Below are 19,817 nucleotides of genomic sequence, written 5' to 3' on the forward strand. Positions count from 1 at the left end.
CGGGGCCGCCGATCCGGCGCCGCAGGTCCCGCAAGGCCTTCTCCGACGGGCGCGGAACCGCCAGTCCAGCCAGGCCGCTGATCAGCCTCTGCCACACCAGACGGTTGCCGACATGCGAGAACAGCCCCAGCGCGAGGACGAAGTACACCCCGACCCGGGACGGCAGCACAGACGACGCTCGGTCCGGCCCGTCTCAGCCAGGACGGCGTCGACGAGTTCGAACGGGATCACCTGGGTCAACTCGCCCAGGTGCCCGGGGGCGAAGATGCCGGCAGCAGCCGTGACAGAACGAGTAACAGTGACAACGGACTGGCCACGCAACGGGACCTCGATATCTCACCAGCGATCTTGATGGACCGCCCTGGTCTACCAGGTCCCGCTGCTGCTCCGGCCCGCTCCCACCTGTCAACAACCCAGAGCACCAACGACCTTGACAGCTACCTGCTGATCCCTAACTTCGTGGCATTGAGCGACCACCTATGAAACATCGATGTCCGGCCCGTCGGCGGAACCGAGGATGCCGTCCGTCGTTGAACTGATCAGGGCGGCGACTCATCTGCGGGTTTGCGACGTTCTCGAGCTTCGCCAAGTGGGTCGGCACTCCCTGGTCACTCCCGAAGGGTGCGTGGAGGCCCCGATCTTGGGCAGAGAGCGCGTCGTCGGCGTCCTGCGGCGTTGAAGGAAGGGACGGGACCGGAACACGCCAGAAGTGTGCCGTAGTGACCGGTAAGCGCTGGTCAGCGGGTGGCCGAGCTTGGGCTGACCAGATCCTCCGTCACGGTCAGGCACTCGGCGAGCAGGTCGACGACGTCGCGCCAGGCTCGTTGCGCGTGCCGTGGGTGGTAGCCGACGCCGGGGCGCACGGGGTGGTCGACCGGCGGGTGGTGGAAGGCGTGCAGGGCGCCGCCGTAGACCACGAGGCGCCAGTCGACGCCTGCGGCCTGCATCTCGGCGGTGAATGCTTCCCGTTGCGCGGGCGGCATGATCGGGTCTTCCGACCCGACCCCTGCCCACACCGGGCAGCGGATGCGTGCCGCCTCGCCCGGTCGGCCCGTGGTCAGCGCGTTGACTGTCGCGATCGCGCGCAGGTTGGCGCCGTCGCGCCCGAGTTCCAGCCCGACGGCGCCCCCGGTGCCGTAGCCGACGGCGGTGATCCGGTCGGGGTCGGTCCGCGGCTCGGCGCGCAACACGTCGAGCGCCGCATGACCGATGCCCCGCATCCGGTCGGGGTCGGCGAGCAGCGGCATGCAACGGGCCAGCATCTCCTCGGGGTCGCCCAGATAGCGCCCGCCGTGAAGGTCGAAGGCCAGCGTTATGTATCCCAGCTCGGCGAGAGCATCGGCCCGGCGGCGCTCGACGTCGCTGAGCCCCATGCCCTCTGGCCCGAGCAGCACCGCGGGCCGGCGGTCGACACCGGCCGGGAGTGCGAGGTGCCCGATCATCGTCAGACCGTCGGCCGGGTACTCGACCGTGCGCGTGGTAACCGTCGTCATGAGACCGGACTTTAGTGATCGTCGAGCCCGGTCGGGCCGGGGTTCACCGCTGGCAGAACAGCGCGGATGTCTCTCGGAAATGCGGCGATGGCCCACAAGAACCGTCAAAACCCCCGTTCCCACGGCAGCGCTATCGGATCACCTGCCCAGGCCACGGCGTTGGAGGCTGACCCTGGCGGCAGGATTCCGGCGTATACCGGCCCGGCCCCCTGAAGGGGCGTCACCAGCTAGGAACCTCACGGTTCAGGCGGCCTGGTCGAGGCCGGCGGCGGTCAGGTCCTGCTCGCGAAGCGGGGGTCGGTAGCGTCGGCCGCCCACTCCAGCTCCTCGCGAGTCGGCGAGAAGAACAGATGCAGCTCGTGCGCGGTGATCAGACGCTTGAACCGCGGATACGCGGTCTGCTGGATCGATGTCACAACCCACCCCAGGACCCGGACGACGCTCATCACCACCAACGACACTGCTGAACGGGTGACGGGTCGGGCGCTCAGGGCTTCAAGATCATCCCGTTGCCCCTTTGGCGCGTATCTCGGAACCCCGGTGATCGTCTTCCCGTCGCAGCGGCCGCGCCTGCGACACCTGACCCGTGCGGCTGCGGACGAGGGGGAGCCCGGTTGCCCCCGGCTGCGGAGATGTCTGTATCTGTGGGATGTCTGGCACTACAGACATGGCGTCCGGGTCACCGGGTGGAGAAGACTCGGTCCTGCCGGAGAGCCGGCGGGACCGAGAACGGAAGACAGGTGAGTGGCCATGACGACTGACGCGACCCTCCGGGTCGGGGTGCGTGTGCCCGACACGAAGCTGGCACGTGAAGCGACCGAGCTGGTGCGCGAGAGCACCAGCGAGCTGATCTACCACCACTCGCGGCGGGTGTACTTCTGGGGCAGCCTCCAGGGCCGCAACCGAGACCTCGGCTTCGACCCGGAGCTGCTGTACATCGGCGCGATGTTCCACGACCTGGGGCTGAACGAGCAGTTCCACACCAGCGGACGCCGTTTCGAGGTCGACAGCGCCGATGAGGCGCGCCGCTTCCTGCAGGCACACGGAGTGCCGGAGGACAGCGTGCGCCGGGTGTGGACGGCCGTCGCCCTGCACACCACACCAGGCATCCCCGAGTTCATGGAGCCGGAGGTCGCTTTGGTGACCGCGGGTGTGGAGTATGACGTCCTGGGCATCGGCTACGCGGACATCCCCGCCGCGGACCGCGACGGCATCGTGGCCCTGCACCCTCGCCCCGACTTCAAGAAGCGCATCCTCGGCGCCTTCACCGACGGCATTCGTCACAAGCCGGAGACCACCTTCGGCAACGTCAAGGCCGATGTGCTCCAGCACTACGTGCCTGGATTCGAGCGAGGGGACTTCGTACGCACCCTCCTGGATTCCCCGTGGGCGGAGTAGGACCCGCCGCCGCGGGTACCGGCGGCGTCATCGTGATCGTGGCCTTCGACCAGGTGCAACTCCTGGACGTGACCGGGCCGATGGAGGTCTTCACCACGGCCAATCGGTACGGCGCCCACTACGACGTACGAGTTGTCTCCCCCACGGGGCTCGACGTTCTCACCTCCTCCGGGCTGCGGATCGGCGCGAACGCCTCCCCCGAGCGGCTGCCCCAGGAGGTGAACACGCTGCTCGTTCCCGGCCGCAGAGACTGGCAGCGCGCGACCGCCGACGCCGAGCTCATCGCCCTCGTCACCGGTCTTTCCGCACGGGCGCGGCGGGTGACCTCGGTCTGCGCGGGCGCGTTCGTGCTGGCGCAGAGCGGGATGCTGGACGGACGTCGCGCCACCACCCACTGGGAGCTGGCGCCCCAGCTCGCCTCCGTCTACCCGCAGGTGCGCGTGGAGCCGGACCCGGTGTTCGTGCGTGACCAACACGTCGTCACCTCCGCCGGAGTCACCGCGGGAATCGACCTGGCCCTCGCCCTGGTCGAGGAGGACCATGGAGCGGATCTCGCGAGGGAGGTGGCCCGCCAGCTGGTCGTCTTCATGGCACGCCCCGGCGGTCAGTCGCAGTTCAGCGTCCGGATGACCCCGCCGCAGGCCCATCATCCGCTGGTGCGCCGGGTGATGGACGGGATCACCGCGGATCCGTCGCTCCACATCGATGCGCTCGCAGCGGGGGTCGGCGTCAGTCCTCGTCACCTGGCCCGGCTCTTCCGCCAGGAGACGGACATGACGCCCGGGCAGTACATCGATGCCGTTCGCGTGGAAGCCGCTCAGGCCCTGCTGTCCTCCGGCACCACCTCGGTGGAGGAGGTCGCGCAGGAAGCCGGATTCGGGTCCGCGGAGACCATGCGGCGGGTGTTCCAGCACACCTTCGGGGTGTCCCCGACCGTATACCGGGCCCGCTTCCGCACCACGGCCACACCGGCCGCCGACCTCAGCTGAGTCCGAACCCGGCCGTTCCGGTGAACGGCCGGGCCGGAGGGTCCCCGCTCCGGGGTGAGGAAAGAATCTCCGCGATGACATGGACGTCGCGTTCATGTTCTGTCGGGCTTCCCACCCAGCGAGGACGCACCGCAGCAATCCGCCAGCTGTTCCCCAAGCCCCGGCGCCGGCGGTCGCCCGGATGCTCGGCTACGACGACACCATCGCCCGTCTCGCTGAAAAGGCCGGAAGAACCTGGCGTCACTATGCCCCCGGCGACCACTCACGGTGACCACGAGCACTCAACAGCCGAGGAATACGCCACTCACGACAGCGCGAGGTCGCCAGTTTCACACCCCACGAAGGACCCCGATCCCGTCCTCGCCCCGTTCACCGAACACCGATGTGCACTCGCGCGGTCGTTGTCAAAAGCTGTGAAATACCAGGCTGTTGACATGAAGTATCAACCTTCGCACACTCCCGTACGGTATCCCGCTCGGTAGAAACGTGCCGGACACTCCGGCCCCCGGAGTTCCGGTGAACTCTACGAACGCATCGTGATACAGAAGTGACGAGAATTGGGCACCCGCAATAAGGTACCCATGGTGGCGGTGGCAGCACTTGCACTGGCCATCTCTGCTGCTGGCCTGGCGCCGGTGGGAGCGGCTGTCGCCGCCCCGTCCTCCGCAGCCCAAGGTACGGGGAAGAACGAACAGGTCGCGCTGACCGACGCGGCAGGGAAACCGACGGACAAGGTCACGCCGCAGAAATTCGGCGACGGCAAGGCACGGACTTTCTCGACCGGGCAACTGACGGGCAAGAATTTCTCGACGGTCGGGCTGAGTTGGAAGAAGGACTCGCTCATGCCGCCGGGAACCAAGGCCAGCGCGCGCTTCCACAAGGACGGGTCCTGGGGAAGGTGGCGACAGATCCCGCTCGAACTCGAAGAGGCGGTGAACGAGTCCGCGAAGAGGGCGGGTTCCCCGAGCCACTTCTCGGGCAGCGCAGACGGTGTCGAGGTCAAGGTCACGACCCCGAGCGGCGGGCTGCCGAAGGACCTGCGGCTCGGCATGGTGGATCCGAAGACCCCCAAGGCGTCGCCGGGATCCTCCTCGCCCGGCCGGGCACAGCAGCCGCACGTCAACTCGCGTGCGGACTGGGGTGCTGACGAGTCGATCGCGGACGACGGCTACAAGCTCCAGGACCGGATCAAGGCGGCCGTGGTACACCACACCGTCACCGGGAACAACAGCTACTCGCGTGCGGACGTTCCCAGGATCATCAACGGCATCTACGAGGACCTGATCAAGAACCAGGGGTACGGAGACTTCCCCTACCACTTCGTCGTGGACCGGTTCGGTGCCATCTGGGAAGGCCGGAAGGGCTCGGTCGAGATGCGGCCCGGGAGTGCTATCCCAGGCATCCTGGGCGGCCATGCCCAGGGCTTCAACACCGACACCTTCGGGGTAGCCGCCCTCGGGAACTTCGAGCCCAACAACAGTGAGGGCGGTGAGAACACAGGCCCTGATCCGCAGCCGACCCCGGCCATGTGCAACAGCCTGGTCGATCTGCTGGGCTGGAAGCTCGACCAATATGGTCTCGACCCGCGCGGCAAGGTGGAACTGATCTCCTGGGGCGGTGGAGGCACCAATCCCCATCCGATCGATACACCGGTCACGGTGGACGTCATCACCAGTCATCGGGACGTCAACACCACGCTCTGCCCCGGTCAGCGCCTGTACGACTTCCTGCCCGCTCTGCGCACGCAGGTCGGTGGGCAGAAGCCGACCCCTGCGCTCGATCTGTCCGCCAAGCAGAACTGTGACAAGGGCGGCGTCGACATCACCGCGACCAACAAGGGCGACGCGGAGCAGACATTCTCCGTGAGCGGGAAGGACCACACCGTCGCGTCCGGCGGCACCAAGACGGTGACCGTTCCCGTCGCTCAGAACGGTCCTTACCGCATCGTGGTCACCCTGCCCGGTGACCAGACCCAGGAGTTCCGCGGGGCCCTGGACTGCCAGGCTTCCGGCAAGCCCAGCGCGGCCCCTTCCGATGGCTCCGGAGGCGGCGCCGGGCCATCCCCGAAGCCGAGCGTCGGTCCGGCCCCGAGCCCGACCTCGGGCAAGGACACGGACGGTAACCTGGCCTCCACAGGCGCCAACGGCCTCATGGCGCCTCTGTCGGCCATGGCCGGTCTCCTGGTCCTGGGCGGGGGAGCCGCGCTGTTCCTGAACCGTAAGCGCCACAAGTCCGCCGGCGACTGATCAGCTTTCCAGCCCGTCGCCGCCTGATTTCAGGCAGTAGAAGAATGCTCGCCGTCCCGGCCGTCTCCGTGTCTTCCACCTTCGCGGGTAGCCGGGGCGGTGGGCATCGTCATCCCTTGCCGCCAAGTTTCGACTTCCGGCTGTGCCTCTTATCCGGTGCCCGTGATTCGCTCGGCCGTGATGGGAAAGAGCACTGTACGAAATGCGAGGATGGCGGCGGCAGTCGTCGTCAAGGCGACCGTCATCGTGGCATCACTTCTGGTAGCCGCACCTGCGAGTGCCGTAGTGACCCGCACGACCCCTGTCGAGGTCACCTGCTCGTCGGACAACGAGGAACTGGCCAGGGGACTGGAGAAAGCCATGGCGGAAGCCCTGTCCGACCGCCAGAGCGTGGCGTCCGTCGTGCTGTACGACCGTGTTGCCGATGTCGCGTGCCTGCACAACGACGACAGGCGGCAGGATGCGGCAAGCACTGTTAAACCGATCATCCTGGGCGCGCTGCTGCTCGACAGCGGCGGCCGCCTGACGGCCGAGCAAGAGGCTCTTGCCGAGAAGATGATCGTCGATTCGGACAACGACGCGACCGATGTTCTGTGGGGACAGCTTTCGGATCCGAATGATCCCTCCCATCTGGCTCCACTCAAGATCCAGGAATTTCTCGACAAGGCCGGGATGAACGATACGGTCCTCGACCTGGAGGGATTCTGGGGGCTTACCCAGGCCACTGCCGGGGACCAGGCGAAACTCCTCCAACTGCTCACCGGCCGCGACGACACGGTGCTCGGTTCCGCATCACGTGCGTACGCACTCGACCTGATGAACAGGGTCCGGGACGAGCAGAGGTGGGGTACACCGGAGGGCGCTCCCGAGGCTGTTTCCGTCCACGTGAAGAACGGCTGGCTTCAGCGCAGCGAGAACGCCGACCGCCCCTACGACAGGCTTGACTGGAAGGTCAACAGCATGGCTGCGTTCACGGACCCGGACGGCACGTACGACTACGGAATCGTCATTCTCAGCGAGAACAACCGAGTACTCGCCGGTTGCCCGGCAGAGTCCGGATGGAACTATGGGATCGACACCGTCGCGGGAGTCGCCGGTGCGATCCACCGCACGCTCCACCCCGGCGAGGCACGTCCGGTCGCAACCAGACCGGGCTGCTGAGACACCCTGGACGATTTTCCGGCCGCGGCCCCTCTCGCGCCGACGCTGAAGCGGCAGCCCTAGGCTTTGTACACCTCTCCCAAGCTCTTCCGGACCCACAGCTTCTCCGGAATAAGGTTCTGGAGCTGGTAGTTTTTCCCCTTCGCCCCCGAGGTGTCCCCACGGTGACCCCAGCGCAGAGTTGAGCCATCGGTGGGTGCGAAGGCAATGTAGGTGAAGCCGGCTTCCGGTGCGTTTACCCAGAGCCACTTACCGGCCGTCCTGGTCCCGGCGGTTCCGGCTCCGATCTCTATCGCATCGGAATAGATCTGGACGTCGTTCCAGCTCTTGAACGATGCTTGATCGATTTCGGTGGCCTGCCAGGTCCTGTTCTTGGGGTCGTAGCGCCCCCACACCTCGACCCCGTCGAAGTCCAGAGAGACGCAGAAGGACCTGCGCGCGCCGGTGAGCACACTCCGGTTCGCGTTGGTGCGCAACGTCATCCGGCCGTTTACCGTGCCGGGGACATCGGATTCCCCGGTGATCGGTGCCGGGGATACCCACTTCACCTCCCGGATGAATGTGGTGCCGACCGGCGCTTGACTGAAGTGGATCTCGTCGAGGAGTTCGGCCAACTGGTCGCCCGTCAGGGTCTCGGCCGGGGAGATGCGGGCGTACTGGAGCACCATGGCGGTGACCCGAGGCGCGATCAATTCGATGATGCAGCCCAGTGCGTCCGCATGCTCCGCATTTTTCAGGCTCTCCGTGAGCTTGTGAGCGGTATAGACCTCCTCGATCCTGAACCCGATCGTCTTCTCGAGCTCGTCCATCTCTGTGCTCATCTTGTCGTGGGCGTCCTGGTACAGGCCGGTCACCTTGGTCCACAGAGAGTCTTCGCTTGTCTCTGCTGACGGGACCCGGGAATCGAGGATCGGCCCCCGGATTCTTTCGATTTCGGCGACCGCCAGTTCCATCCGCTTTTCGAGAATCGACTCCACGGCGTCCTTGACCGCATCCACAATGGGGTCGACAACCTCCATCACCGTGGACCCGACCGGTTCCGGAACACTGATCAGGGCGCCGGAAACCGTGGCATCGAGGGCGTTGAGGAAGATCTCCAGGGCCGCCCGCTGTTTCGCCTGCAGGTCGGCCGCGAGGATCGTCGGGTTCTCGTTGTAACGGGGGAACATTCGGGTCCGGACGTCAGTGCGGAGGAAAACGTCCTTGTCGATGGCTATGGAGGCCTGTGTCGCAGACGTGAAGGCCACGCTCGAGAGCAGACGGCCGAGCCGGACGAAGAACCCTGTGGCATTCGTCTTGTTCAGGACCGCCCCGGTCAGAGTGATCCCCGCGTCCACGGCACGCTTGGCGGCCTTGATTTTTTCGATCTTGACGCTCTCGCCTCGGATGTACGCCTCGAGCATCTTGTCGTTCACCGTGAAGTCGAGCGCGCCGACTGCCTCGTCGGTGGCCTTGGCCAGATGCTCAAAGGTGGGCAGGTACGTCTTGTGCAGAGCCGTGGCACTCTTGATACAGGCCTTCAGCTCGGCGTCCGACTGTGCGGACAGAGGCCTGCCGGAGCCGACGCAGAAACCCTTGAGGGCCGACTGGACCTGCTCCCGGTGATCGGCCATCTCGCGTGCGATCCGCTTCAACGGAGCGACGTCGGGCGTGCATGCGAGGGCCTTGCTGCTCATGAGTCCCTGAGTGAACTCGTACTCACGCACCCTGTCGACCTGTGCGACGATCTGTTCGATCAGGCGGACCTTCTCCGGTATCTCCCCGGCCACGAATTCGAGCAGGGTGAGCTCCGCCTCGGCACGGACGCGCAGCGGCTCCCCGGTCCACTTGCCCATCTCTTCCATCACGGCCTCTCGTACGTATTCACGAGCCTCGTGCCGTGCCTTCCCCTCCATGAGCTTCTGCTCGTCGCTCCTCGGACTCCTGTCATACCGTTCGACATGCCGAGCCTTGAGTATCCGGAGCGTGTCGGAGAAGATTTTTTCGGACAAGTTGCTGCTGAATGCGCCCCCTTGGCGCAGGGCGAGGGCCTGCTCGAAGGCGTCCGAAAAGTTTCCCGGGAACTGATCGCCGGCGGCCCAGTCCCGCAGTCTTGCGAGGAACGCCTTCTTGCTGGATTCCAACTCCCGTTGGAATCCGGTCAGTATGTCGACCATCGTTGACACCTTTCTGTTTCTGCTTCCGGCTGCCGACAGTCCCGCCGGAACTTGCAAAACACTTTGTTCTTGGCCCAGTTGAAGGACCGGGCGGCCGATAAGCTGAGCGAACCATTGGCGTGCAGCAGCGTCTACAGTTGAAAGTGGATCTTCCGCTGTCAAAGATTGATCATGGGATGAGGCGGCCCGATGTGCGGTCCTGGGCCGGCATCCGGACTGGGCGTGCACACCGGGATCAACCACAGGTCGAGGCGGAGTACCAACGGTTAATGCCTCGCACGGTTGCTGCTGCATACATTGGATCGCAACAGATAATTATCGAGCGGACATTGAGGATTTCTCGTGGATCATCGCCCGTCGTTGTCGGAGGCGCCCGGTGAGGCGCAGAGCCGCCCCGTGCAAGGGTTGTCGATGAAGATCAAGCACGCTCTGGCGACTGCTGTGGCGGTGGCCGCATTGGTCGCGGCCTGGGCCTTCTCGCCGGCAGTGGCAGCGGCCGTCGAGCCGGACCCGATCGCAGGCCGGGGATACAGCTCTGAGGATCAGAAAGCGGCCGTCGATCACTGGAGTCATGATGACGGAAAACGTATGAAGGAAGCAGGCTACAACGAAGACCGGGGTGCGACCGGCCCGTTGACCAAGACGTGGCCCAATGACAGCCCGGACACGCGGATGGATACGGTCGGCAAGGTGTACTTCGTGCGCCCGGACGGCATCGCAAGCTACTGCAGTGCCACATCGGTGGACTCCGGCAACTTTGACGTTGTGATCACCGCCGCGCACTGCCTGTACCCGCCCGGCAGGGAGAGGGATTTCGTGACCGACGTGGTGTTCGTGCCGGGCAGCCAGCACAACGCCTACCCGACTCCGCACGGGATGTTCCCCGCGCGCCAGGTCCTGGTGCCGCAGGCGTTCACCGAGGACGACTACGGCAGCGCCCCCGACTTCGCGGCCATCGTCACCTCTCCCAATGCTGCAGGTGATCACCTGGGGCAGGCCGTCGGCAGCCAGCGCATCGCGTTCGACCGCAACATCGGCCACGATGTGCATGCCTTCGGGTACCCCATGTCGGACCCGCAGTTCGGGAACGAGCTGCTGTACTGCGAGGGCCGTACCGACACACTTGAGTTGATGACCGATTCCATGCTCATTCCCTGCGACTTGCGAGCCGGCGCAAGCGGCGGCCCGTGGCTCGCCGACTTCGATCCGCACGCCCGGAAGGGAACCCTGATCGGCCTCCAGAGCGCCGACGGTGACTATTCCGGCGTCGGGCCTGTGGTCACCTCGACTGTTCTGGGTCCGCTGGCCGAGCAGATTTATGAGCGAGCCCGGACTGCGTGATGCGCCTTTCCCGGCGCCTCCCGGAAGGCACCGCTGTCGGACCCGGTACAGCCGGGTCCAACAGCCGTACCAGAGCCGTTGGTTGATCGACCTTCGCAATCGGTCTGTCCGGACGTGGATCGAAACATGGGACGCAGGGCGGACGATACTGCTCTGACAGTTGTGCAGGATAGAAGGCCTTCGGTGCCCAGCGCTGCATCGGCTGAAGCAGCCTCATGGCCGGGATGTCGCCCCGGGCACTCAGATCTCCCGCACCAGGAATCAAGGCTTCCCATGTTCCGTACCGCGCTGCGCAACGTGCTTGCGCACAAGGCCAGGCTGCTGATAACGGCACTTGCCATCACCCTCGGCGTCGCGTTCGTCTCCGGCACCCTGATCTTCACCGCCACGCTCGAGCAGACCCTGCACCAACAACTGGGCAGAAGCTACGACGGTGTTGCCGTGGCCGTCACAGCCCACGGCAAGAGCCGTGACGAGAACGGCGCGTCGAGCGGCTACCCCGGAATCGGCCAGAAGCAGCTGGACGAGATCCGTGCCGTGCCCGGGGTGGCTTCTGTCACCGGCCGAGTAACGGGCTTTGCCGCTGCCGGCGGCAAGAACGGCAGGATGCTCGGCGAGGTCTGGAGCAACCGGGGCATGAACTTCGCCCCCGGCATGGACGGCAAGGACCCGGACATCACCCTGGTCCAGGGCGTCGGCCCCGCCGGGGCCGGTGAGATCGCCCTGGATGCGGCCACCGCCCGGGCCGGCGGTCACAAGGTCGGCGACACGGTGCGCGTTGGCGGCAACGGCCCCGCCGAGGAACTCACCTTGACCGGGATCTTCACCACCGAGGACGGCAAGGTGAAGTCCGGCGGCAGCCTGATCCTGTTCGACACCGCCACCGCACAGGCCCGCTTCCTGGAGCCCGGCTTCTACAACGAGGTCTTCGTCGGGGCGACCAAGGGCACCTCCGAGCAGACCTTGTCGGCGAAGATCAAACCGCTTGTCGGGGAACGCGACAACGTCTCCACCGGAACCGCCCTGGCCGCCCGCGAGGCGGCCGAGATCGAGCAGAGCCTCGCCAACGTCACCACCGTGCTGCTGGCATTCGCCGGCATCGCCCTGTTCGTCGGCGTCTTCCTGATCCACAACACCTTCACCATGCTGATCGCCCAGCGCACCCGGGAACTCGCACTGATGCGTGCCGTCGGCGCCACCCGCCGGCAGGTGATGCGCTCGCTCCTCACCGAGGCCGCTCTCGTCGGTCTGCTCTCCTCAGCTGCCGGCTTCGCTCTCGGCATCGCGATGGCCGGCGTCCTGCCGAAGGCGCTGGGCGGCCTGGGCGTCACCATGCCGCCCGGCCCCCTGGTCGTCGCCCCGGCCACTGTGGTCGTCTCTCTCGCCGTCGGCGTCGCCGTGACCGTGCTCTCGGCATGGCTGCCCGCCCGGCGCAGCACCAGGATCGCCCCCGTAGAGGCCCTCGGCAGCGCCCATGCCCCCGCCACCGTCAAGTCCCTGACCCGGCGCGGCATAGCGGGCGGCATACTCGCCGCGGCCGGCACCGGTGTCGTCCTGTGGGGCGTCGCCACGGGCGGGGAGGACGGCCGCATGATCATGGCCCTCGGCTCGGCCCTCGCCATGGCAGGCATGATGGCTCTGCTCCCGCTGCTGGCCCGCCCGTTCGTCACGTCACTGCGACCGGCCATGGAGAAGCTCTTCGGCACCCCCGGCCGGCTGGCGGCCCACAACGCACTGCGCAACTCCCGCCGCACCGCCGTCACTTCCGCTTCCATCGCGATCGGCCTGACGATGATCACCACCCTGTCCGTTCTCGGCGTCAGCCTCGGCCAGGCCATCGACCGTGAGAGCACCGGCAACCTGAGAGCCGGGTACCGGATCTCCCTCGTCAACGGCGGCGAGATACAGCCCTCGCTGATCGACGCAGTGGCCAAGGCCCCGGAGGTCAAGGCTGTGGCCCCCAGGATGACCGGCATGCTCCAGGTCGAGGCCGGGCGGCGGGACGTCCAGGCGGTCAGTGGCGTCCGGACCGGCAGTCTTTCCGAGATCTTCCGCATCAAGGTCGACAGCGGCTCACTGTCCTCCCTGGCCGGCGGCAAGATCGCACTGTCCACCGCTGCCGCTGCGCAGTACGGAGTCTCGGTCGGCTCCTCCCTCCCGATCGTCACCGACGCCGGAAAGAAGCTCTCCCTCACCGTCGGCGCCGTGTACCAGCAGCCGGGCAGCGTTCTGTCCCCGCTCATGCTCGACGAACGCAAACTTGCCGAGATAAGTGAGATGCCCACCGTCCACGCCATCTGGGTCGCCGGCCACGACACCGACCCGGCCGCCATGGAAGAGGCCCTCCTCAAGGCCACCGGGCACAGCCCCGCCATCGTCATCGAGAGCGACGAAGACCTGCGCACCGCCGCTGCCGGCACGGTCGGCATGATGCTCGATGTGATGTACGGCCTGCTGGGCATGGCCCTGGTCATCTCTGTCCTCGGCGTCGTCAACACCCTCGCCATGGCCGTGCACGAGCGGACCCAGGAGACCGGAATGCTCCGCGCCATCGGCCTCGATCAGGCCCGGGTGAGAAGCATGATCCGCCTGGAGTCCGTGACGATCTCCCTCTTCGGCGCGGTCGTGGGCATCGGCTCCGGCCTCTTCTTCGCCTGGGCCGTCGGCACCACCTTGACCACGACCTTCACCGACTACCGAACCGTCCTCCCCTGGGACCGCCTCGCACTCTTCGTCGGCGCAGCCCTCACAGTCGGCATCCTCGCCGCGGCATGGCCCGCCCGCGTCGCCGCCCGGACCGACCTGCTGCGAGCCGTCAAGACCGATCCGAGCTGAGATCGCGCTCGATCCTGGCCGCGGCCGCGGACAGGGCACCGACCCAAGTGGGCAGCTGTTCGCGGGCGAACCGTGCTGTCGGCAGTGCGAGGGACAGTGCAGCCGGAGGCCTTGCGGGGCTCCGGACGAGTACGCCGACGGCGCTGAGGCCGGTTTCGGTGTGCTGGTCGTTGATCGCGAACCCGCGCCGGCGGATCAGGCCGAGCTCGCGCTGCAGCGCCCCCAGGTCGACCTCCGCCGCACCGTCGTAGAGCGCTGTGACCTCGTCGGCGGGCAGGGACGCCAGGATCGCCTTGCCTCCCGACGTGGCGTGCGCGGGCATGGTCCGGCCGGCGCGGTCGCCGACCTTCAGAATCCGGTCGCACTCGGCCGAGGCGATGAAGCGGACTTCGGTTCCGGCCAGCACCGTCAGGTTGACCGACTCCTGTGTCCGGCCCACCAGTTGGCCCATGTGGGGCAGTGCCGCACGCCGCAGGAGGGCGATCGGTGCCGCCGGGCTCTCGGCAGGGCGCAGCACCTTGCCAGCCCGGTAGCGCCGGTCCGGGCCCTGCTCTGCGAAGTCCCGGTAGACCAGCATGGCGAGCAGCCGGTGCGCGGTGGAGACCGCGACCCCCAGACGTTCGGCGGCATCCGTCACCCGCAGCACTTCCCCCTGCTGAAGCAGGGACGCCAGATGCAGTGCGCAGTCGACCGACGCAATGGCATACGTAGGTCGATTCTTCACAGCAGAAAAACCTACCGGGCCAAAAGGGGCTTTGTGCAGCCTCTCTGCCATGGCTGTTCCTGCTGGGCTGCCCCGCGTACGCCCATGCCGCCCCTGCCGCGGAGCACCGCCCGCGCCGTACCCGCCGCCGAGACCGAAAGGTCCGTACGGAGATGACCACCAGCCCCAGCCCTCTCGGCGTCCCCGCAGCGGACGCCCCCGACCAGCTGCCTCGCACTTCCGAACTGGGGGCGCTCCACGCCGGGTTCCGGCGCGAGCACCTGATACCGCTGTGGACCGAGATCGGCGATCTGATGCCGGTCCGTCCGAAGTCCGCAGCACTGCCGCACCTGTGGCGGTGGAACGCTCTGATGCCGATGGCCGAGCAGGCCGGTGAACTGGTCCCGGTCGGCCGGGGCGGCGAGCGCCGGGCGATCGCGCTGGCCAACCCCGGCCTGGGCGGGATGCCGTTCGTGACCCCGACCTTGTGGGCGGCGATCCAGTACCTCAACCCCCGTGAGGACGCTCCGGTGCACCGGCACACCCAGAACGCCTTCCGGTTCGTCGTCGAGGGCGAGGGCGTGTGGACGGTCGTGAACGGCGACCCGGTCGCGATGCGGCGCGGTGACTTCCTCCCGCAGGCAGGCTGGAACTGGCACGGCCACCACAACACCAGTGACCGGCCGATGACCTGGATCGACGGCCTCGACATCCCCTTCCAGCACTACACGGGCTCGACCTTCTTCGAGTTCGGCCCCGACGCGGCCGGCACCTCCACGACACCGGACCGTTCCCGCTCCGAGCGCCTGTGGTCCCACCCCGGTCTGCGGCCCCTGACCCGCCTTCGGCCGACGCCGTCGACGCCTCTGCTGGCCTACCGCTGGGAGTACACCGACCGGGCACTGACCGAGCAACTCGCCCTGGAGGACGAGGGCCACCCCGTCACCGTCGAACCCGGACACGCGGCCGTCCGCTACACCAACCCGACGACCGGCAGCGACGTCATGCCGACGCTGCGCACCGAATTCCACCGGCTGGCACGGGACACCCGGACAGCGCCCCGCAGCGAGGTCGGGTCCTCGGTGTTCCAGGTGTTCGACGGCACGGGAGAGGCCAGCGTCGGCGACGAGACATGGACGGTCACCCGCGGCGACCTGTTCGTGGTCCCGTCCTGGCAGCCGCTGACCATGGCCACCGACCAGGGGCTGGACCTCTTCCGGTTCAGCGACACCCCCCTCTTCGAGCGGCTCCACCTGGATCGCGTCCCGACCGGTAGCGAGGACAGCGCGGCAGAGGGCCACCAGCCGCAAGGAAAGCACCCGTTGCAAGGAGACCACCAGTGAAGCTCGCCACCATCCGCACCCCCTCCGACACCCGGGCCGCCCGCGTCACGGAACAGGGATACGCCGACCTCGGATTCACCGACATCGGCACTCTGCTGGCCCAGGAGAACTGGCCCACGCTCGCGGCCCGGGACACGGACACGACCCACCCCGCCGACGGAGCCGGACCCTCTCCCGTCGTCCCCCGACCCGGCAAGGTGATCTGCGTCGGCCTGAACTACCGCAACCACATCCTGGAAATGGGCCGCGACCTGCCCGAACACCCCACCCTGTTCGCCAAGTTCGCCGATGCGCTCATCGGCGCCCGTGACGACATCGACCTCGCGCCCGAGTCCGCGGCCGTCGACTGGGAAGCGGAACTGGCCGTCGTCATCGGCCGGACAGTTCGCCGCGCCGACGAACAGGAGGCCGCTGCAGCCATAGCGGGCTTCACCGTCATGAACGACGTCACCATGCGCGACTGGCAGTTCCGCACCAAAGAATGGCTCCAGGGCAAGACCTTCGAGAACACCACACCGCTGGGACCCTTCCTGGTCACCCCCGACGAGCTCGACGGCGGCGTCACCCCGGCCCTCGCTCTGTCCTGTTCGGTCGACGGCGAAACCGTCCAGCAGGCGGACACCTCCGACCTCCTCTTCGGACCGGTCGCCCTGGTGCGCTACATCTCCACGATCACCACGCTGCGCCCCGGCGACGTCATCGCCACCGGGACGCCGGGCGGAGTGGGCCACGCCCGGCAGCCCGCCCGCTACCTCGAGAACGGCAGCACACTGGTCACGGAGATCAGTGGCATCGGTCGGCTCGAGAACGTGGTGCGCGCCTCATGCTGAGCACCCGAACCTGGATGGACCACAGCACCTGGCTCTTCCTGGCCACCGTCGAAAGCTCGGCGACGAGGAACTCGACCGGCCCACCGCCCTCGCCGGGTAGACCCGGCGCCACGTAGTCGCTCATGCCCACTACAACGCTGCCAGGAACGCCCCTTACGAGCAGGCCCCCGCCCGCCGGATCCCATGCCGGTGGCGGGGGCCTCCGGCATCAATCCACGGTCGGCCGCCACGACGTTCCTGTCTCGCGCTCGAAGACCGGGCGTACGTCGACGGTGTCGTACACGATGTGCAGCGCCGCGATACGACCGTGGTCGTCCAGCTCCGCCAGATCCACCACATCGAACGGGGCAGCGACCCCCGATGGCAGACGCCAGTCGAAGTGGAACCAGAACGAGATCAGCGCAGCACCCTGCTGCGTGCGGCCTTCCGCCACACCCAGCAACGTCAGGCGCGAGCGGCTCGTATCGGCAAAGAGCTCCGGATAGAACTCTGCAGCGGGTTTGGGGCCGTACAGCGGAGAGTGCACCATCGCGCCGGGCGCGAACAGTTCCAGTACCGCTTCGGCGTCCGCTCGCTCCAGCCCCGCCAGATACGCCGACACAAGCTCTGCAGCAGTCATGGTCAGTGCCTCCGCATTCCGTCAGACGTCGTCAGACAGGGCACAAGGTCCTCTGGCGCGCGATCGATTCCTTGGAGTCGGCGCGGATGCTCCTGGTCGACCCCGAACCGGGCCAGCAGCACGAACCCGTCGTTCCCGGCCGGTCCCGCCATGAACGAACCGCCTGCTTCGGTCACCGTGTCCCGCAGACCGTTCAGTCCGTTCAGGTGGTTCGCCACGGGGGCGCCCGGCAGCCGGAGGGGCCGGAGCCGTCGGTGCTCCACTTCGAAGTCCATCACGTCCGTGCCGAACCGCAACCGCGTCGCCACGGGCTTGCCCGGCGCGTGCATGGCCCCGGTGGAGAGGCCTTCCATCGCCATCCGGTATATCGCCCGCTCTACCCGTACGGGCAGTTGCCGGGGAACGCCGCTCGTCTCGAAGGTCATGGCGATGCCGATGGCCTGCATATTGCATGCCATGGCTGCGAGGAGCTCGGTGCTGGAGATCCGTGAGACGGCGCCGGGTTCCGGCTCCTCCCGTCCGTCCTGGAGCATCCTCGTGTGCTCCCTGAGGTCCGTCAATGCGCGGCGGGCTCCTTGCTGCATCGCCAGGAGGGAAGGGCGGGCCTCAGCGGGCAGCCCCGGGAGCCGCAGCAGGTGTTCGGAGTGCAGGACGAGCGCGGTCACGGCATTGCCCATGCCGTCGTGCAGACCGGAGGCGACGCGATGGCGCTCCTGCAGGAAGGCGTACTCACCCGCCTGCTCCACAAACGACTCCACCTGCGCGGTGCTGTACCACGGCTGACAGGCCAACTCCTTGCGCCGACGCACGAGTTCTCTGAGCGCGGCAGCGCCGCCGTACAGCGCGAGGAAGGACACGGCCAGAACCACGAGCGTCGTTACCTGCATGTGCATCCCGCCACGTTGGCACACGGTTCCCGGCGCGGTGCCGGGCAAAGGGTGAACGATGTGCGGCGGACGTCGACCATGTACGGGTCCTGCCGGAATGCCACGGTCTGATGGGGAAAAGTCACGCAGAGTGCAGCATGCGGGGTTGTATCGGGCTATATGTGCGATTCGCCACATAGGGGGCCTCTGGTCTACACCTCCACGCAAAGCAATACTTTCCGAAGCTTTTAACGGAAGTTTTGCTTCCGCCTCCTTCCGGACGCCCCCTAAGGACGCCCATGAGCACGCTCGATTCGTTCATCGTCGACGTCAACGACGTCTTCTGGACCTACCTGCTGATCCCGCTGGTGATCGGTGCGGGCCTGTATTTCACCATCCGCTCCAAAGCGGTACAGGTGCGCCTGTTCCCCGAAATGCTGCGCGTCCTCAGGGGCAAGCCGCAGCCGGGGGAGAACGGCAGCAAGGCGGTCTCGTCCTTCGGCGCGTTCACGATCTCCGCCGCCGCGCGCGTCGGCACCGGCAACATCGCCGGCGTCGCCACCGCCGTCACGCTCGGCGGCGCGGGCGCGGTGTTCTGGATGTGGATGATGGCGGTCATCGGCGGCGCTTCGGCCTTCGTCGAATCGGCCCTCGCCCAGCTCTACAAGGTGCGCGGCGCAGGCGGCTCCTACCGGGGCGGCCCTGCCTATTACATGCAGCGTGCCCTGGGCAAGCGGTGGCTCGGCGTCCTCTTCGCCGTCACGATCACCGTGACCTTCGGCTTCGTCTTCAACGCCGTCCAGTCCAACACCATCACCAGCGTCGCCACCGCCTCGCTGCCCGCCTCCGAGGCGGAGTGGTTCGGCCCGGCCATCGGCCTGCTGCTGGCGGTGCTGCTGGGGCTCGCGGTCTTCGGCGGCGTCAAGCGCATCAGCTCGGTGACCACCGTGCTCGTCCCCGTGATGGCCGTGGTCTACCTGCTGCTCGGCAGCGCCGTGGTGCTGCTCAACCTCGGCGACCTGCCGCGGGTGTTCGGCGACATCGTCGGCGGCGCCTTCGGCTTCCGGGAGCTGGCGGCCGGCGGCATCGGCGCCGCCATCCAACAGGGCATCCGGCGCGGCATGTTCTCCAACGAGGCGGGCCTGGGCTCCGCCCCCAACGCGGGCGCCGCCGCCGAGGTCTCCCACCCCGTCAAGCAGGGCCTGGTGCAGGCGTTGGGCGTCTTCTTCGACACCCTGCTGATCTGCTCGATGACGGCCTTCATCATCCTGACGACCAACCCCGAACTCGGCGGACGCCAGGGCGCGGACCTGACCCAGAGCGCCCTCACCGACACCCTGGGAGGCTGGGCCGGACACGTCCTGACCCTCGTCGTCTTCATGCTCGCCTTCAGCTCGATGATCGGCAACTACTACTACGGCCAGTCCAACATCGAGTTCATGACCGCCAAGCGCTGGGTGCTGCCCGCCTACCGCACCCTGGTCCTGGTGGTCGTCTTCCTCGGCGCGCTCGGCTCGGTGAGCGTCGTGTGGAACCTCGCGGACGTCTTCATGGGCCTCATGGCCCTGATCAACCTCCTCGCCATCCTGCCCCTCTCGGCCATCGCCTTCCGCCTGCTGGACGACTACCTCGCGCAGCGGCGGCTGGGCCTGGACCCGGTGTTCACCCGAGACCGGCTGCCGGACCTGGACGGCGTGGAGTGCTGGGAGGCCCGGCCGGAGCGCGCTGTCGCGGAGGAACGGCTGACGCAGGCCGGTTGAGCCGATCCGGCAGCTGGTTCGCCCCCGCCCGCCAGGCGGGGCGCGATCACGCACCGTACTTCGCCGAGCCCGCTCAG

15 protein-coding genes and 1 pseudogene are annotated in these 19,817 nt (G+C 67.3%); 9 read left to right on the forward strand and 7 right to left on the reverse strand.

Going from position 1 to position 19,817, the window contains the following annotated elements; all coding sequences use genetic code 11:
• Window positions 1–19 precede the first annotated feature (19 nt).
• The 3 genes and pseudogenes from ACLHRZ_RS12950 to ACLHRZ_RS12960 all read right to left on the reverse strand — a co-directional run.
• Window positions 20–321, reverse strand: a pseudogene (locus ACLHRZ_RS12950) (transposase domain-containing protein); the annotation flags it as partial.
• A gap of 416 nt (window positions 322–737) precedes the next feature.
• Window positions 738–1,493, reverse strand: a complete 756-nt coding sequence (locus ACLHRZ_RS12955) for a dienelactone hydrolase family protein (RefSeq protein WP_490418523.1) — start codon at window positions 1,491–1,493, stop codon at window positions 738–740.
• Window positions 1,494–1,765: 272 nt separating this feature from the next.
• Complete coding sequence (locus tag ACLHRZ_RS12960; RefSeq protein ID WP_490418524.1) at window positions 1,766–1,939, reverse strand: hypothetical protein; 174 nt, start codon at window positions 1,937–1,939, stop codon at window positions 1,766–1,768.
• Between the two features lie 304 nt (window positions 1,940–2,243).
• Here ACLHRZ_RS12960 and ACLHRZ_RS12965 point away from each other — a divergent pair, with 304 nt between their 5' ends.
• The 4 genes from ACLHRZ_RS12965 to ACLHRZ_RS12980 all read left to right on the forward strand — a co-directional run bounded on the left by ACLHRZ_RS12965 (window position 2,244) and on the right by ACLHRZ_RS12980 (window position 7,287).
• Window positions 2,244–2,891, forward strand: a complete 648-nt coding sequence (locus ACLHRZ_RS12965; RefSeq protein ID WP_490418525.1) for an HD domain-containing protein — start codon at window positions 2,244–2,246, stop codon at window positions 2,889–2,891.
• Entirely contained in the window at window positions 2,879–3,880 is a 1,002-nt protein-coding gene (locus tag ACLHRZ_RS12970; protein WP_490418526.1) for a GlxA family transcriptional regulator, read from the forward strand. Before ACLHRZ_RS12965 ends, ACLHRZ_RS12970 begins: the two co-directional genes overlap by 13 nt.
• A gap of 590 nt (window positions 3,881–4,470) precedes the next feature.
• Window positions 4,471–6,126: an N-acetylmuramoyl-L-alanine amidase gene (locus ACLHRZ_RS12975; RefSeq protein ID WP_490418527.1), complete on the forward strand. Its 1,656-nt coding sequence runs from the start codon at window positions 4,471–4,473 to the stop codon at window positions 6,124–6,126.
• 210 nt (window positions 6,127–6,336) lie between these two features.
• The gene (locus ACLHRZ_RS12980) at window positions 6,337–7,287 is read left to right on the forward strand and encodes a serine hydrolase (RefSeq protein ID WP_490418528.1); all 951 of its coding nucleotides are present in this window, start codon (window positions 6,337–6,339) and stop codon (window positions 7,285–7,287) included.
• A gap of 59 nt (window positions 7,288–7,346) precedes the next feature.
• Here ACLHRZ_RS12980 and ACLHRZ_RS12985 read toward each other — a convergent pair whose 3' ends face one another.
• Window positions 7,347–9,443, reverse strand: coding sequence for a M15 family metallopeptidase domain-containing protein (locus ACLHRZ_RS12985; protein ID WP_490418529.1), 2,097 nt, complete (start codon window positions 9,441–9,443; stop codon window positions 7,347–7,349).
• A gap of 411 nt (window positions 9,444–9,854) precedes the next feature.
• Here ACLHRZ_RS12985 and ACLHRZ_RS12990 point away from each other — a divergent pair, with 411 nt between their 5' ends.
• Complete coding sequence (locus ACLHRZ_RS12990) at window positions 9,855–10,784, forward strand: trypsin-like serine peptidase (RefSeq protein WP_490418530.1); 930 nt, start codon at window positions 9,855–9,857, stop codon at window positions 10,782–10,784.
• A 273-nt stretch (window positions 10,785–11,057) separates the two neighbouring features.
• Entirely contained in the window at window positions 11,058–13,619 is a 2,562-nt protein-coding gene (locus ACLHRZ_RS12995; protein WP_490418531.1) for an ABC transporter permease, read from the forward strand.
• Here ACLHRZ_RS12995 and ACLHRZ_RS13000 read toward each other — a convergent pair.
• Window positions 13,600–14,343 (reverse strand): IclR family transcriptional regulator, encoded by a 744-nt coding sequence (locus tag ACLHRZ_RS13000; RefSeq protein ID WP_490418532.1) that lies wholly within the window; start codon window positions 14,341–14,343, stop codon window positions 13,600–13,602. The two genes, ACLHRZ_RS12995 and ACLHRZ_RS13000, sit on opposite strands and share 20 nt — an antisense overlap.
• Window positions 14,344–14,495: 152 nt before the next feature.
• Between ACLHRZ_RS13000 and ACLHRZ_RS13005 the strand changes: the two genes are divergently transcribed.
• Both ACLHRZ_RS13005 and ACLHRZ_RS13010 read left to right on the forward strand, forming a co-directional pair.
• On the forward strand, window positions 14,496–15,665 hold the full coding sequence (locus tag ACLHRZ_RS13005) for a cupin domain-containing protein (RefSeq protein WP_490418533.1): 1,170 nt from the start codon (window positions 14,496–14,498) through the stop codon (window positions 15,663–15,665).
• Complete coding sequence (locus tag ACLHRZ_RS13010; protein ID WP_490418534.1) at window positions 15,662–16,495, forward strand: fumarylacetoacetate hydrolase family protein; 834 nt, start codon at window positions 15,662–15,664, stop codon at window positions 16,493–16,495. The genes ACLHRZ_RS13005 and ACLHRZ_RS13010 overlap by 4 nt, the downstream gene beginning before the upstream one ends.
• Before the next feature lie 208 nt (window positions 16,496–16,703).
• Here the strand turns inward: ACLHRZ_RS13010 and ACLHRZ_RS13015 are convergent, their stop codons facing one another.
• Window positions 16,704–17,114: a nuclear transport factor 2 family protein gene (locus tag ACLHRZ_RS13015; protein WP_490418535.1), complete on the reverse strand. Its 411-nt coding sequence runs from the start codon at window positions 17,112–17,114 to the stop codon at window positions 16,704–16,706.
• 2 nt (window positions 17,115–17,116) lie between these two features.
• Window positions 17,117–18,007, reverse strand: a complete 891-nt coding sequence (locus ACLHRZ_RS13020; protein ID WP_490418536.1) for a sensor histidine kinase — start codon at window positions 18,005–18,007, stop codon at window positions 17,117–17,119.
• A gap of 272 nt (window positions 18,008–18,279) precedes the next feature.
• Here ACLHRZ_RS13020 and ACLHRZ_RS13025 point away from each other — a divergent pair, with 272 nt between their 5' ends.
• Window positions 18,280–19,740: an alanine/glycine:cation symporter family protein gene (locus ACLHRZ_RS13025; protein WP_490418537.1), complete on the forward strand. Its 1,461-nt coding sequence runs from the start codon at window positions 18,280–18,282 to the stop codon at window positions 19,738–19,740.
• Window positions 19,741–19,817: the final 77 nt, after the last annotated feature.

This window comes from Streptomyces sp. AM25 (assembly GCF_058146165.1).

Excerpts from the sequence above, each read along its gene's own strand:
- ACLHRZ_RS12955 (WP_490418523.1), bottom strand. The coding sequence starts at position 1,493 with ATGACGACGGTTACCACGCGCACGGTCGAGTACCCGGCCGACGGTCTG.
- ACLHRZ_RS12960 (WP_490418524.1), bottom strand. The coding sequence starts at position 1,939 with ATGAGCGTCGTCCGGGTCCTGGGGTGGGTTGTGACATCGATCCAGCAG.
- ACLHRZ_RS12965 (WP_490418525.1), top strand. The coding sequence starts at position 2,244 with ATGACGACTGACGCGACCCTCCGGGTCGGGGTGCGTGTGCCCGACACG.
- ACLHRZ_RS12980 (WP_490418528.1), top strand. The coding sequence starts at position 6,337 with ATGGCGGCGGCAGTCGTCGTCAAGGCGACCGTCATCGTGGCATCACTT.
- ACLHRZ_RS12985 (WP_490418529.1), bottom strand. The coding sequence starts at position 9,443 with ATGGTCGACATACTGACCGGATTCCAACGGGAGTTGGAATCCAGCAAG.
- ACLHRZ_RS12990 (WP_490418530.1), top strand. The coding sequence starts at position 9,855 with ATGAAGATCAAGCACGCTCTGGCGACTGCTGTGGCGGTGGCCGCATTG.
- ACLHRZ_RS12995 (WP_490418531.1), top strand. The coding sequence starts at position 11,058 with ATGTTCCGTACCGCGCTGCGCAACGTGCTTGCGCACAAGGCCAGGCTG.
- ACLHRZ_RS13005 (WP_490418533.1), top strand. The coding sequence starts at position 14,496 with ATGACCACCAGCCCCAGCCCTCTCGGCGTCCCCGCAGCGGACGCCCCC.
- ACLHRZ_RS13015 (WP_490418535.1), bottom strand. The coding sequence starts at position 17,114 with ATGACTGCTGCAGAGCTTGTGTCGGCGTATCTGGCGGGGCTGGAGCGA.
- ACLHRZ_RS13020 (WP_490418536.1), bottom strand. The coding sequence starts at position 18,007 with ATGCACATGCAGGTAACGACGCTCGTGGTTCTGGCCGTGTCCTTCCTC.
- ACLHRZ_RS13025 (WP_490418537.1), top strand. The coding sequence starts at position 18,280 with ATGAGCACGCTCGATTCGTTCATCGTCGACGTCAACGACGTCTTCTGG.